The organism is Synechococcus sp. CC9605 (assembly GCF_000012625.1).
Taxonomy (GTDB): Bacteria; Cyanobacteriota; Cyanobacteriia; order PCC-6307; family Cyanobiaceae; genus Parasynechococcus.
This window is the reverse complement of sequence record NC_007516.1, coordinates 577,771-591,776: the sequence shown is the minus strand read 5'-3', so window position 1 is coordinate 591,776 and position 14,006 is coordinate 577,771. Positions and strand designations below refer to the sequence as shown.

Sequence of the window (14,006 nt, the reverse complement as noted above, 5' to 3'; positions counted from 1 at the left end):
CACCGTCAGGGACTTGCTCGGCCAATTCAGTGAATCTAGAGAGTGCTCAATGCACCCCCGTTGGCAGGGAGAGAAGCTGAATCACCTGGTGGGTGAAGCCTGAGGCCAGATCCGTCCGGCTGAGAATCAGCAGCAGGCAGACACCAAAGAGATAAAGGATCGACCAACGGAACAGAGCCTTGGCATTCACAAGGCTGTCGGGATCCAGCGAAAGCCGATCGACGAGCTGCAGCAACCGAGCGTTGTAAGGAAGCAGCATCACGCCATAGAAGGCGCCACCTGAAGGCAAGGCAAACACGCCCAAACTACTGAGAAGAACGGTGATCCAGCCGTAGGTCTTGATCGCCCGTGCCGTCACCACAGGACCCTTCACCACGGGCAGCATGGGGATCCCGACAGCGCGATAGTCCTCACGCAACAACAGGGCCAAAGCCCAGAAATGGGCGGGCGTCCAAACCATCACCAGAGCGAACAGCCACCAGCCCCCGAGGCCAACATGGCCCGTGGCGGCAGCCGCCCCAACAAGGGGGGGGATGGCCCCGGCGACCCCACCGATGACGATGTTCTGGGACGTGCGCGGCTTGAGCAACGCTGTGTAGAGCAGCACGTAACTGCAGAGGCCGAGCAGGGACAACCCAGCAGCGAGACAGTTCACACCGCTCACCAGAAGCATCGCCGCCGCCAGGGTGCAGGCGATGGCGCCGATGAATGCACTGGTGGGCGACAGCCGACCGGAGGGGAGTGCGCGACCGCTGGTGCGGGCCATCCGGCCATCGAGATCCTGCTCCCACAAGCAGTTCAGAACCCCTGCAGCAGCGGAGGCAAGCGCGCCTCCCCCCAGGGTGCAGACGAGCCGAGGCGATGAGAGAGGCCAGCCTTCACTGAGAGCCATTCCACCGAGGGTGGTGGCCAGCAGCAGAGGGATGAGGCGGGGTTTGGCAACTTCCAGCCAGGCCGGAAGTTTCACCCGCTTGCGGGAGGGCACCACCTCCTCACGGGTCGGACGAACGGTTGCAGTGATTTCAGCCATGACAGGCCTCCAACGAGGTGTCGTCGAGGACGACGGAACGGGACGGTGAGGGGCGGTCGGGCGAGCGGACCAGAAGCGCCGACAACAGAGCGATCAACAGGGCCGCCACGAGCTGATGGGCAACGGTCACTACCGGTTGCGACAAGCCAAGACGAAGGGTGAAAACGCCAAGGGCCACCTGAATCAGCACCAGGAGCACGGCCCCACCCAGCCAGGGCCACTGCTGGCGCGCCCAACCACCCGCCAGGACTGCTGCCCCGGCGAAGCCGAGCACAACAACGACCACCGGCATCGCCGTCAGGCGATGGGAGAGAACCAGCTGGCAGGCCTCTCCTCCAGCCAGGCAACGCTGCCCTGCCCAGGCGGTGGCCATGCGACCTCCGAGCAGGCACTGCACGAACACCGACATCAGGCCAAGCGATGCCCCGATGCGCCACCAGAGCGGCGCGACGACGGCATTGGGATGAAGCAAGCGTTGGGTCAGCCCACTCAGAAGCGCCACAAGGGTGAGAGCGAGTGCCAGGTGGGCTGTCACCACACCGGAAGGCAGCAACCGGGTCACCGTCAGCGCACCCAAACCTCCCTGCATCGCCACCAGAGCCATCAGACCGACGGCCAGCCAGGGCAGCCATCGCGGCAGCTGACGCCGCTGAAGCGTCGTCGCCACGGCCATCACCACCAGGGCAATGCCGATGACGAATGCATCGAGGCGGTGAAACCATTCAAGGAACACCTGAACATTCATCTGGCGCCCCGGTAACAACGAGCCGAAGCACAGGGGCCAGTCCGGGCAAGCCAAGCCGGCCTCCATCACACGGGTTGCCCCACCGATCACTACCAAAGCGATCACGGCAACCACAAGGTGAGCCGATAACAACCCAAGACGTCGACGCAATGTCGACATTGAAGAAAGCATCATCGAACAAGCTCCATCCGATGCACCCAAAAGGGATTGCTTGGACCGTAGCGATGCAGAAGATGACGTCACGCTGTGTGGATGTCTGCAACACAAATGAGAAAAAAATCATCCCCTTTTCCTGACAGAAATAAGGCCTTAACAATCACTTCATGGAGAACCGCAGCCAGACCCATACGCTGTTGAAAACCTGGGATTGATCAGGTGCAGATCCCATCCGCCATTCTCACGTTGGTGATCGGGATGGTCCTTGCTCTGGGCGGTCTTTGGATCGGCCAGAACATCAACCTTCTCCCCATCGATGCGAGCGCCAACGCGCCGATTTACGACGAACTTTTTAAGGTTCTATTCACGATTGGCAGCATTCTGTTTATCGGGATCGTTGGTCTTCTCGTCTTCAGCTTGATTCGCTTTCGGCGACGCAACGGTCAGCTTGGCGACGGCGTGGCCATCGAGGGAAATCTGCCCCTTGAAATTTTCTGGACAGCTGTTCCTGCTGTTGTAGTGCTGTTTGTTGGCTTGTACAGCTACGACATTTACGACCGCATGGGTGGCATGGTGCCTCTGGCCCACGACCACATGGGAGAAGCCCATGAAGAACAGATCTGGGGAGGCATCAGTTCAGGCTCAATTGAATCAGCGGCAGCAACAAATGTTTTGCCCGTTGAAGTGACAGCCATGCAATTCGCTTTCCTCTTTCATTACCCAGAGGGAGACATCACATCAGGTGAGCTTCATGTTCCAGCCGACCGGCCTATCACCCTGCGGATGGAAGCAAAAGATGTGATTCACGCCTTCTGGGTTCCTGAATTTCGCTTGAAGCAGGACGTCATTCCAGGCCAGCCAACCCAGCTGAGCTTCACCCCCACACGCACCGGCCGTTATCCAATTGTGTGTGCCGAACTCTGTGGGCCCTACCACGGTGGAATGCGCTCCACCGTTGTGGTGGAAAGCCCGGAGGACTGGGATAGCTGGTACAGGGACAACGCCAAAGCCACACCTGAAGACGAAACGCTCACCATCGCGAACGCCTGACATGACCATCAGCTTGCCCCCGGAAACATCCAGCCCTCCACGGCTTCAACCCAGTAGCTGGTTGCGGTATTTCAGCTTCAGCGTTGATCACAAGGTGATCGGGCTGCAGTACCTCGTCTGCGGCTTTGTTTTTTATCTGATTGGCGGCGCGCTAGCCGGTGCCATTCGTACGGAACTCACCAGTCCCGTGTCCGACTTCATGGCACGAGATGTCTACAACCAGGTGCTGACCCTCCACGGCACGGTGATGATCTTTCTCTGGATCGTTCCCGTGGTGAATGGTGCTTTTGGGAACTATTTGATCCCCTTTTATGTGGGTGCTCGTGACATGGCCTTCCCACGCCTCAATGCCGTGGCGTTCTGGCTGATCCCACCAGCAGGTTTGATGCTGATCACCAGCTATTTCCTCACAGGAGCTGCGCAATCGGGCTGGACGGCCTATCCACCTCTCAGCATCACAACACCAGCAACTGGCCAGATCATCTGGATCCTGAGCGTGCTGCTCCTGGGCGGAAGTTCGATCTTCGGAGGCATCAACTTCATCGCAACCATTCTCAAACTGCGTCGCCCCGGTTTGAAATTGATGCAACTCCCCATGTATTGCTGGGCGATGCTGGGCACCAGCATTCTTGTAGTTCTCTCAACACCTGTTCTGGCGGGAACGTTGGTGTTACTGAGTTTCGATATCGTTGCCCATACAGGCTTCTTCAACCCCACCCTTGGGGGAAATGTGGTGGTTTACCAGCATCTGTTCTGGTTCTATTCCCACCCAGCCGTTTACATCATGGTCTTGCCGGCCTTCGGCTTGGTGAGCGAAATCCTGCCGGTTCATGCCCGCAAGCCGCTGTTTGGCTACGTGACGATGGTCTATTCGATTATGGCCATCGTTGTGTTGGGCCTGATTGTGTGGGCGCACCACATGTTCACCAGCGGGACACCTCCCTGGATGCGCCTGTTCTTCACCATTGCAACTGCATTCATCGCCGTTCCCACCGGAATCAAATTCTTCAACTGGTTGGCAACACTCTGGGGCGGACGCATCAGCCTCAACAGCGCCATGCTGTTTTCCTGCGGCTTCATTGTGAACTTCGTGCTCGGAGGCATCACAGGGGTCGCCTTGGCGCAGGTGCCATTCGACATTCATGTGCACGACACCTACTTCGTCGTCGCCCACTTCCACTACATCGTCTTCGGTGGATCGGTGTTCGTGATCTTCGCCTCGATCTACCACTGGTATCCCAAGTTCACCGGCCGGATGCTCAACGAAGATCTCGGCCGCCTGCACTGTGCCCTCACCTTCATCGGCTTCAACATGTGCTTCGGCCCTCAGCACTGGCTGGGCCTCAATGGGATGCCGCGACGCGTTGCTGAATACGACCCCCAATTCACCCTGATCAATCAGATCAGCTCCGTTGGAGCCCTGCTGATGGCCATCAGCACCCTGCCGTTCCTGTGGAATGTGATCCACAGCGCCCTCAGTGGCCCAGTCGCAGGCGACAACCCCTGGAAAGCACTGACGCCCGAATGGCTGACCAGTTCTCCGCCACCAGTCGAGAACTGGATTGGTGAGGCCCCTCTGGTGGAAGAGCCCTACGGCTACGGCGTCCCGCCGGACGAGCTGGACCTGACCGCTGCCAGCGGTCGTGATCTCTGGAGCAGCGGCAAATGACCACCACAGTTCCCACGAAGGATCAGGATCAGAACCACAGCCACGGGGAGCATGCCGAGCATCCCGATCACCGCATGTTCGGCCTGGCCACGTTTCTGGTGGCGGACGCCATGACCTTCGCTGGCTTCTTTGCGGCTTACCTCACCTTTAAAGCGGTGAACCCCCTCCCGGATGGAGCCATCTATGAACTGGAGCTGCCCCTGCCCATCCTCAACACCATTTTGCTCCTGGTGAGCAGTGCCACCTTCCACCGGGCCGGCCAGGCGATCCGACAGAACGACCACGGCCGCTGTCGACGCTGGCTGCTGATCACCGCAGGGCTCGGCCTGGCCTTTCTGGTGAGCCAAATGGTGGAGTACTTCACACTCCCCTTCGGCCTCACCGACAACCTTTATGCCAGCACCTTCTTTGCCGCCACGGGATTTCATGGTCTCCACGTGACCCTCGGTGCCCTGATGACCCTGATCGTCTGGTGGCAGGCGAGGCAGCCACAGGGCCGTGTGACTGCAGCCGACCACTTCCCACTGGAAGCAGCTGAGTTGTACTGGCACTTTGTAGATGGGATCTGGGTGATTCTTTTCGTGATCCTTTATCTGCTCTGATCCCTTGCCTTGATTGGCGAGCGTGGCCAGAATTCAGTTGAATCAACTCCTGAAATGCTGGTCGGCAAGGAACTGCTGGACAAGGCCAGATCGCTCAGCAATCGGCCGGAAGATGACATCGCCCGCGGCTGCGGCTATGTGGGCCCGAGTGGTCGTCTGCTCAAGAAGAGTTTTTATCGGGCCCTGGTGGAGGCCAAAGCGGCGGCCCAAGGATGGCAACTGCCGAAAAGCAGCAGCAGTTCCTCGGGCGGCAGCCGCGGTCGCCAGGCCGAATTCCGCACCCGTGTGCATGGCAACGGCAACCTGCTGATCGGCCACGCCTACACCCGTCGGCTCGGCCTGGAACCGGGCCAGGAGTTCAAGATCGAGCTTCAGCGGGACTCCGGAATGATCGTTCTTCAACAGATGGATCAAGACCAGCCATGAGCCGCCAGCCAGCTGGCTGACAGAGTCTCATTCTTGTATTGGCCATCGGCGTTTCCGGCATCGGCAGCAGTGGCATGCAACAGCCGCTCGGCATAGCGGGCCAGTTGATCGGCCTCCAGGTTCACAGTGTCCCCGACCGCCAGTTGTTTCAGGGTCGTCTCCTCCCAGGTGTGGGGGATGACGGCGAGGCTGAACGTCGTTCCATCGGCCGAACATTCGGCCACCGTGAGGCTGATTCCATCCACCGCGATGCTGGCCTTCTCACAGACGTAACGGCCGAATCGGGGATCCGACCAGCGGATCGACACGGCCCAGGAGTGAGGGAGGCTCTCCAGGTGGGTGACTTCACCGGTGGCATCCACGTGACCGCTCACCAGATGACCACCAAGGCGGTCGCTCAGCCGAAGCGCCGGCTCGAGGTTCACCGCTCCCCCACGGTCCGCCTTGCGTCCCAACGTGGTACGGCGCAGGGTCTCCTCACTCACATCGGCGCGGAAACCATCCGCCATCAGCTCTGCCGCCGTGAGGCAGACGCCATCCACAGCAACACTGTCGCCGAGGGCTAGGGGGGCAAAGGGAGCACAACCCCAAACCACCACCGCGCCGGCACGGCGCTCGATTCTTCCCACTGACTGCACCAGCCCCGTGAACATCGCTCGCAGCAGCTCTCTGGCCATAATCGGATAAAGCTGCGCCGCCGACATGGTCGAAATGAGCGTCGCCGGAATTGCCCTCGATGCCGCCAGCCGCACACCCATGGTGCTGCTGCGGGATCCCAGCGGTCGACGTCAGGTGCCGATCTGGATCGATCAGGCGCAAGCCCACAACATCATGGCCGGACTGCAGGGGGGAGCACCACCACGCCCCCTCAGTCATGACCTGATGGCAGCACTGTTGGTGGCTGGGGGGCTCGAACTGGAGCGCGTGATCGTCCACGCGATTGAGGACAGCACCTTTCATGCGGTGTTGAAGCTGCGACCCGATCTGGACGAAGCGGAGTTGGCCGAGAACGAAGTGCTGGAACTGATCGAAGTGGATGCCCGACCCAGCGATGCCATTGCCCTGGCGATCCGTACGGGCAGCGGCATCTGGATGCTGGAAGAGGTGGTGGCGGAAGCCTCGATTCCAGTGGATGCGGAGGCGGATGCTGAAGATCAAAGTGCCTTCAGCCGTTTCGTTGACGACCTCAGCCCTGCCGCCTTGGTGCGCCATTTGCGCAACGAAGACAGCGAGGCGCCCTCGGAGGAGTGAACACCCGCTCCTTCGGCAGCGGCCGCCCCGTCAGCCTGTTCACCCTCGGCACGATGCGCGCCCTGAACTCAGCGGCGCAGATGGCCGAGGTGCTGGATGCAGCAGCGGAAGCTGGGATCAATCATCTGGAAACCGCCCCGGCCTACGGACCTGCGGAACGATTTCTGGGAGAGGCCCTTCGCCAGAACAGCAGCACAGGATCAGACAACTGGGTGATCACCAGCAAACTGCTGCCAGTGCTGAGTTTCGAGGAGGGACAACGCCGCCTTGATCAGATTCTGGAGCGGCTGGGCTGTCCACAGCTCGACAACCTCGCCATCCATGGCATCAACCGGGAGGAGCATCTGGACTGGGCCCTGGGGGGCGATGGATCAAAGCTTCTGGACTGGGCCCTCAGCAGTGGCCGTGTCAGCCAGGTGGGCTTCAGCAGCCATGGCAGCAACCCGCTGATCGATCGGGCGCTGCGCAGCCAACGCTTCAGTTTCTGCAGCCTGCACCTGCATTGGCTGGATCCCCAGCGCCTGCCCCTGGCCCGTTGGGCCCTGGAACACGGCCTCGGTGTGATGGCGATCTCCCCTGCCGACAAAGGCGGTCGCCTGCAGGCTCCCAGCCCCACACTGATGGACGACTGCACCCCCTTTGTCCCCCTCGAGCTGGCCTACCGGTTCCTGCTGGCACAGGGCATCAGCACCCTGACCGTTGGTGCCGCAGTTGCAGGCGATCTTCAACTCGCCGCAACCCTGGCGCAGGCGGATGGCCCCCTCAGTCAGGCCGAGCAACAGGCTCTGATCACGGCAGAAAGGCGGCAGCAGGAACGGCTCGGCCAGGAGCATTGCAAACAGTGTCAGGCCTGCATTCCCTGTCCGAACGAGGTTCCGATCCCCGAACTCTTGCGCCTGCGCAATCTGGCCATCGGGCATGGGCTCAACGAATTTGCACAGGAGCGCTACAACCTCATCGGCCGTGCTGGCCACTGGTGGGAAGAGCACGATGCCTCCGACTGTGAACGCTGTGGGGCGTGCCTTCCCCGTTGCCCGCATCACTTGCCCATTCCTGATCTGTTGGCGGACACCCACCAACGCTTGAAGGCTTCACCGCGACGGCGGCTCTGGAGCTGAATCACGCCAGCGCTCTTCCAATCCACTCCGGTCTTCGGGCAACAGCGGGGGCAGCGACCAGCAACGCAACCAGGTGTCTGCGGACGGAAAGAGCAGAGGCCGCAGGCGCGCCGAAAGGGCGTTCTGATCCACGATCGCCCCTGACGATGCAATCGGCGCCCGCCATCCCTGCTGCACCAAGCGGCGACGCAGGGGATCCCGCCATCCCTGCTCAACCCAGCTCTGGGGAACCGGTTCACGACTGGCCTCTGGCCTGAGCAGAACAGTCCAGTGCAAGGGGGCACCGGAGGCAGGCAGGATCGCCCGAAGACGGGGGTCCCGCCCCAACAAAGCGATACAGCGGCTCAGCGGAAGCACCACCACCTTGGCCTCACCCTTGAGCAGCCAGTTGGTGACTTGACGATCGTCATAGGTGAGGGCCTGGCGACGCAACGCAGGCAAAGCCTGGCCTCCGCCCAAATGGTCCGCCAGGCTCATGACCAGGCGTGGGCTGGCAGGAAGCACCACACGCCCTGCCAAGGAGGAATCCAGCAACAGGGGCCACCCCTGCTGGGTCATGGCCGGGTCATCCCGCAACAGCATCACCCAGGGGCTGACGGCCAGCGGCAACACCCGATCCTGCAGGGCACCGAGGCTGGCCAGCAGAGCCTTGGCCTGACCATCCAACTGGCTGACGAGCGGTTCAGAGGCAATGGGCTGGAGCGTGTCCGCTGGATGGGAATCGAGCCATCCATCACCAATCACCAAAACATCGGCACGCGCCTGATCCGCCGGCGTCCAATCCTGCTGGGCTGGAGCCAGTGTTAGGCGCCAGGGCTTGGGCAAGGCATCAGCCCACGGTTTCGGCAAAACCCCAGCCGGAGCCATCAGGGTTGGGGCGGAAGTCGTCGGACGACAGCCCGCCAGCAGCGCGGTACCCGTCGCCCCGATCATCTGGAGCACATGGCGCCGGCTCAGGGGACCCAACCGCTCACTCCAGAGGTTCATGGGCTTGACGTTACGGGGCGACTGAGCAGCTGCTCCAGGGCATGCTCACAATCCAGCACCAGCTCGGCACAAGAGCATCCACGCAGCTGGGCAAGCAGCAAAAGAGCGCCCGCCCCCACCCCCTCTTTCACATAGCCGCGTTCGTAGTCCCGTAAGGGTTGATGGGTGCTGCCATGAAAACGCACCCCACAGGCCAGAACCGACAGTGCGGCAGCCAGGTGGCTCGCGGTGGCATCCACCAACCCGCCGAAAGGGGACTGACCTGCAGCATCCGCTCCCTCATCAGCGAGCCAGCCGGTGGTGCCGATCAACACCTGTGCCGCCAGGTGGTCCCGCTGAGCGGCCGGCAAAGCCTGCATCGCCAAAGCCAGAACAGCCAGCATCTGGCAACCGCCCCCCAGCAACAACGGTTGTCCCGTGGACACCGAACCCACCAACACCCCTGCAGTGAAGGCCTGAAAAGGGTCACCCAGAGCGGCCAGGATCTGTTCGGCCGAAGGATGCGCACCAAGGGAGGCCCGCTGAAGCCCTTCGATCACAAGCTCCTGCTTGAGCTGCTGCGGCGGATGAAGGGCGCTACCGCTGATCAGATGGCCCACCTCCACACCGAGGGCTGTCAACACCGCTTGAGCGGTTGTGGTGCCTCCTGGAACGCACTCCGCCACCACCAGGGGGCGTTTCAACCGCCTCCCCAGCCGTTCTCCCTGTCGCCACAACTGCTGCACCCGCGGCAATGGCATTGCCGCACCACTGGACAGACAAGCCGAGGGGCCTTGATCCAGGGGCTCAATGTCCAGGTGGGGAAAATCGGGTTTCTGGACCAAGCCGAGGGCCGCCACCTGCGGCGTCAAATTCAGACGTCGCGCCGCAACATGGCTGAGCAGAGCAGGGGAGACTCCAGCGGGCAGAGGCGGCAGAGGCCAACGACGCTTCCGGGCCGGCCCTTGGATCAGGAGCTCCGCATCAGCCAGGGCGGTGTAGCGCCGCGAAGCCACGGTTGAGCCAGCGGCGGAAATCCCCTCATGCTCGGCCGTTCGTGTGGCCGCCAGAACGAGCAACAGATCCAGGGGTTGAGCGCTGGAGGTCCAGGGACGCAGTGCCGCTGCATCCAGAACGCTTGCGCCGAGACGTCCCAGCTGCTGACAGCCCTCAGGAAACATCGAGGCTTCAGAGGGGATCGAGGGCAACGAGTCCATGCAGCAGCCTCGGGGGCTCCGGAATCGGTGATTTCAGGCGGGGAAAGATCCAATACGCCAACGCATGAAGGGACAGGACATAAATGACCTCCTGAACCACCACCAACAGCAGCGCCATCAACTGCACCTGGGTGAGATCTGGTGTGATCGGCAGATGCAGGGCCGCGATCAAGCGGTCCAGGAGAGCGGAACCGGCCCGGGTGATCACCACCCAGAGGTTTTCTCCCACCAGCAACGAGAGCACGAGAACCCGCACCAAGAACCCTGCAGTACCAAGAACGACGCCCCCTGACCAGCTCAGCCACCAGCTGATCCCCCGGCACCAGCTCCAGCCCAGCCAAAGCGACAAAAGCCCGTAGGGAAACAGCAGCAGCGGCCCACGCAAGGGGCCCATCAAGGCCGTGAGCAGCAGCACAGAGAGCAGGAGTCCCTCGACACCGGAACGGCTGCCGCGACGCAACTGCAGAAGAATCAGGGGCAGGGGGAGGGCCAGACGGAACAGCGCCCCACCCACCGGTAAGTAGTAGAGAGCCAACCAGATCAGCCCCGTCGCGGCCGCCAGATACGCCCCCTCAATCAGCCTCAGAGCCTGCTGGCGGCTCAACCGGGGGTTCGCGTCGGTCATGGTTCGACCCGCTCAATCCGTTCCACCGCGAATCCAACATCCGCCTCACGCAGAGCGCGGGTGACGGCTTCAGCAGGAGCGGCAGGGTCGGCTCCGGCCAAACGGATGGTGATCCGGTAAGGCTCCTGGGGCTGACGCTGGGATGACACCGTCTGCGGTTTCGGCTGCGGATCAGGCTCAGGAGCATCCGTTGCCTCAGGCAAGGAAACAGGTTCGGCCTCCGGCGTGGAGGGGCGCTCAGCAATGGGGCTGGCAACCGATGGGCTGACAACTCTTGGGCTGGTCTTCACAGCCGGCATGGGCTCAGCGGCTTGGGCGGGCCTGGCTTCAGGCACCGCGAAGGATCGCTCCAACTGCTCGGCGACCGGTGTACCGGCACAGGCCTGCAGGAGCCCCACAGGCAGCAGCCAAAGCAAACGGACCATCAATTGTCAGCCGGCTTGATCACCCGCACCGCACTGGCCCTGAGCCGACCGGTCTTGGTGGTGGCAGGAGGTTTCTTGGCGGCTGGTTTTTTGGCAGCTGGCTTCTTGGCCGCCGGTTTTTTCGCAGCGGTTTTACGACCGCCCTTCTTCGATGCTGCCTTGGCGACAAGAAGTTCCACCGCCTCCTCAAGGGTCACATCGTCAGCACCCTTGCCTTCCGGCAGGGAGGCATTCACCTTGCCCTGTTTGACGTACAGGCCGTAGGGGCCGTCATAGACCTGAATCGTTTCATCACTGCCCTCCGGCTTACCGAGATCCTTTAGGGCGGTGCGTCCACCCCGACCCCGTTTGGGCATGGCCAGCAGCTCGATGGCTCGGCTCAGCCCCACCGCCAGAACATCGTCATCCCCCTTGAGCGATCGGTAATCCTTATCGCCCTTGCCCTTGTCCCAGACGACATAGGGGCCAAAGCGACCCAGCCCCGCCTGAATGCGACCACCTTCGGGATGTTCGCCGAGAAGACGCGGCAAGCGGAGCAGTCCGAGGGCATCCTCCAGGGTGAGATCTTCGGGCTTCTGCCCCTTGGGCAGAGACGCGCGTTTGGGCTTGGGATTCTCATCACTCACCTGCCCCCGCTGCACATAAGGGCCGTACTGACCGGAGAGCAGGTAGACCAAATCCCCCGTTTCCGGATCCTCACCGATGGCTTCGGGGCCGTCGGCCTTCTGTTTGAGAATCAGTTCGGCCTGCTCTTCATCCAGATCAGCCGGAGTGATCTCCCGGGGCAAGGTGGCCTTGATCAGCTCTTCCTCACCGTCGTCGCTGACCCGTTTGGCCTCCAGGTAAGCGCCAAACCGGCCGATACGAACCACGGAGGACAAGCCCTCCAGATCGATGGTGCGGGATGCACCGGGATCGATGTCTCCCTCCCGCTGCTGCACCTGGTTTTCAAGACCCTCGTCACCCTTGTAGAAGCCCTCGAGGTACGGCAGCCACTGCACCTTGCCGTGGGAGATCTCATCAAGGGTGTTCTCCATCCGGGCGGTGAAGCTGGTGTCAACCAGTTCAGGGAAATGCTCCTCGAGCAGCGCCGTCACCGCAAAGGCGGTGAAGCTGGGGGTCAGGGCATTACCCAGCAGCGTGGCGTAGCCGCGATCCACGATCGTTCCAATGATCGAGGCGTAGGTCGACGGCCGGCCGATTCCTTCCTTTTCCAGCATCTTCACCAGCGATGCCTCACTGAAGCGTGCCGGGGGCTGGGTTTGATGGCCGAGGGGCTCAACGGTCTTCGGCTCCGGTGCATCGCCAACGCTCAACGCCGGCAGCAGCACTTCCTGACCCTCGAGGGCCGCGTCGGGATCATCACTGCCCTCCACGTAGGCGCGGAAGAAACCGGGGAAGTCGATGCGCTTGCCGCTGGCCCGGAAACTGGCCTCACCTGAGCTGAGATCTACCGACAGCATGGTGAGCCTGGCTTCAGCCATCTGGCTGGCCACGGTGCGCTTCCAAATCAGCTCGTAGACCGCCAGATCTCGCCCATCAAGTCCGGTCTCACCGGGGGTTCGGAAGCTTTCGCCCGATGGACGAATCGCTTCATGGGCCTCCTGGGCATTGCGGGCTTTGGTGCTGAACTGCCGCGGCCCTTTGCTCAGATACTCCTTGCCGTAGAGGGTCTCCACGCAGTTGCGGGATGCGTTGATCGCCTGATCCGACAAGTGAACCGAGTCGGTCCGCATGTAGGTGATGAAACCGCGTTCATAGAGCCCCTGGGCACAGCGCATGGTTTCCCGGGCTGAGAGGCGCAGCTTGCGATTCGCCTCCTGTTGGAGGGTGCTGGTGGTGAAGGGAGGCACCGGCTTGCGCACGGTGGGCTTCTCCTCCACCGCATCCACAGTCCAGGCGCTGGATCGCACGGATTCAGCCAACGCCTTGGCCTCGCTCTCGCTGAGCAGCCGCACAGCACTGCCCGCCTTCAGCCCGCCGGTGCTCTCGTCGAAATCGTTGCCGGTGGCGATTCGCTGGCCACCCACATGGGTGAGCTTGGCCTCAAAGGCACTGCCCGACTGTTCAAGCTGGGCCTTGAGGTCCCAGTAGCTGCCGCTGCGGAAGGCGCGGCGGGCCCGTTCCCGTTGAACCAGGAGACGAACCGCAACGGACTGCACCCGCCCGGCGGAGAGTCCCCAGGCCACCTTTTTCCAGAGGAGAGGGGACAGGGTGTACCCCACAAGGCGATCCAAAACGCGCCGGGTTTCCTGGGCATGGACCAGCTCCATGTCCAGATCGCGGGTCTGATCCAGGGCCTTGCCGATGGCCTCCTTGGTGATCTCGTGAAACACCATGCGCTTCACCGGCACCTTCGGCGCCAGCAGCTGGAGCAGATGCCAACTGATGCTTTCACCCTCCCGGTCTTCGTCCGTCGCCAACAGCAACTGATCAGCACCCTTGAGGGCGTCCTTGAGTTCGCGAACCGTTTTCTTCTTGTCCTTCGGGACTACGTAAAGCGGCTCGAAATCCGCTTCGATGTTCACACCGAGGTTGGCCCATTTCTGCCCCTTGGCTGATGCCGGAATCTCGCTGGCGTTGTTGGGAAGGTCACGGACATGCCCCATGGAGGCTTCGACCTTGAATCCCTTGGGAAGGAAGCCACGGATGGTCTTGGCCTTCGTGGGGCTCTCAACGATGACGAGGGTGTGCGCCACTAGCGGCAGGTAAACCGTTCCCCTTCT

At 62.0% G+C, this 14,006-nt stretch carries 14 protein-coding genes; 6 read left to right on the top strand and 8 right to left on the bottom strand.

Translation table 11 applies throughout. The features are described from left to right. Window positions 1–46: 46 nt before the first annotated feature. The gene (locus SYNCC9605_RS03105) at window positions 47–1,030 is read right to left on the bottom strand and encodes a heme o synthase (RefSeq protein WP_011363614.1); all 984 of its coding nucleotides are present in this window, start codon (window positions 1,028–1,030) and stop codon (window positions 47–49) included. Beyond that, entirely contained in the window at window positions 1,023–1,949 is a 927-nt protein-coding gene (locus SYNCC9605_RS03100; RefSeq protein WP_011363613.1) for a COX15/CtaA family protein, read from the bottom strand. Before SYNCC9605_RS03100 ends, SYNCC9605_RS03105 begins: the two co-directional genes overlap by 8 nt. Window positions 1,950–2,150: 201 nt before the next feature. Here SYNCC9605_RS03100 and SYNCC9605_RS03095 point away from each other — a divergent pair, with 201 nt between their 5' ends. The 4 genes from SYNCC9605_RS03095 to SYNCC9605_RS03080 are packed head-to-tail and all read left to right on the top strand — an operon-like array spanning window position 2,151 to window position 5,678. Then, window positions 2,151–2,981 (top strand): cytochrome c oxidase subunit II, encoded by an 831-nt coding sequence (locus SYNCC9605_RS03095; RefSeq protein WP_011363612.1) that lies wholly within the window; start codon window positions 2,151–2,153, stop codon window positions 2,979–2,981. 1 nt (window position 2,982) lies between these two features. Beyond that, window positions 2,983–4,650: a cytochrome c oxidase subunit I gene (gene ctaD, locus SYNCC9605_RS03090; RefSeq protein ID WP_011363611.1), complete on the top strand. Its 1,668-nt coding sequence runs from the start codon at window positions 2,983–2,985 to the stop codon at window positions 4,648–4,650. Then, window positions 4,647–5,252, top strand: coding sequence for a cytochrome c oxidase subunit 3 (locus SYNCC9605_RS03085; RefSeq protein ID WP_011363610.1), 606 nt, complete (start codon window positions 4,647–4,649; stop codon window positions 5,250–5,252). The genes ctaD and SYNCC9605_RS03085 overlap by 4 nt, the downstream gene beginning before the upstream one ends. Window positions 5,253–5,306: 54 nt before the next feature. Next, a complete protein-coding gene (locus SYNCC9605_RS03080) occupies window positions 5,307–5,678 on the top strand; it encodes an AbrB-like transcriptional regulator (protein ID WP_011363609.1) in 372 nt (123 codons plus the stop codon). On the opposite strand, the gene SYNCC9605_RS03075 is transcribed toward SYNCC9605_RS03080, so the two are convergent. Continuing rightward, complete coding sequence (locus SYNCC9605_RS03075; RefSeq protein ID WP_011363608.1) at window positions 5,663–6,331, bottom strand: riboflavin synthase; 669 nt, start codon at window positions 6,329–6,331, stop codon at window positions 5,663–5,665. The two genes, SYNCC9605_RS03080 and SYNCC9605_RS03075, sit on opposite strands and share 16 nt — an antisense overlap. 49 nt (window positions 6,332–6,380) lie before the next feature. On the opposite strand from SYNCC9605_RS03075, the gene SYNCC9605_RS03070 reads away from it, so the two are divergent. Beyond that, window positions 6,381–6,929, top strand: a complete 549-nt coding sequence (locus SYNCC9605_RS03070) for a bifunctional nuclease family protein (protein WP_011363607.1) — start codon at window positions 6,381–6,383, stop codon at window positions 6,927–6,929. Then, entirely contained in the window at window positions 6,926–8,047 is a 1,122-nt protein-coding gene (locus SYNCC9605_RS03065; protein WP_011363606.1) for an aldo/keto reductase, read from the top strand. Before SYNCC9605_RS03070 ends, SYNCC9605_RS03065 begins: the two co-directional genes overlap by 4 nt. Here the strand turns inward: SYNCC9605_RS03065 and SYNCC9605_RS03060 are convergent. From SYNCC9605_RS03060 to topA, 5 genes are read right to left on the bottom strand one after another with little or no spacing between them, the layout of a single operon-like run. Beyond that, window positions 8,021–9,034: a substrate-binding domain-containing protein gene (locus tag SYNCC9605_RS03060; RefSeq protein WP_011363605.1), complete on the bottom strand. Its 1,014-nt coding sequence runs from the start codon at window positions 9,032–9,034 to the stop codon at window positions 8,021–8,023. The genes SYNCC9605_RS03065 and SYNCC9605_RS03060 overlap by 27 nt on opposite strands. Next, window positions 9,031–10,230: a nicotinate-nucleotide--dimethylbenzimidazole phosphoribosyltransferase gene (locus SYNCC9605_RS03055; RefSeq protein WP_011363604.1), complete on the bottom strand. Its 1,200-nt coding sequence runs from the start codon at window positions 10,228–10,230 to the stop codon at window positions 9,031–9,033. The genes SYNCC9605_RS03060 and SYNCC9605_RS03055 overlap by 4 nt, the downstream gene beginning before the upstream one ends. Further along, complete coding sequence (locus SYNCC9605_RS03050) at window positions 10,202–10,855, bottom strand: DUF2232 domain-containing protein (RefSeq protein WP_011363603.1); 654 nt, start codon at window positions 10,853–10,855, stop codon at window positions 10,202–10,204. The genes SYNCC9605_RS03055 and SYNCC9605_RS03050 overlap by 29 nt, the downstream gene beginning before the upstream one ends. After that, window positions 10,852–11,280, bottom strand: a complete 429-nt coding sequence (locus tag SYNCC9605_RS03045; protein WP_011363602.1) for a hypothetical protein — start codon at window positions 11,278–11,280, stop codon at window positions 10,852–10,854. The genes SYNCC9605_RS03050 and SYNCC9605_RS03045 overlap by 4 nt, the downstream gene beginning before the upstream one ends. After that, window positions 11,280–13,979, bottom strand: a complete 2,700-nt coding sequence (gene topA, locus SYNCC9605_RS03040) for a type I DNA topoisomerase (RefSeq protein WP_011363601.1) — start codon at window positions 13,977–13,979, stop codon at window positions 11,280–11,282. The genes SYNCC9605_RS03045 and topA overlap by 1 nt, the downstream gene beginning before the upstream one ends. Between the last annotated feature and the right edge of the window lie 27 nt (window positions 13,980–14,006).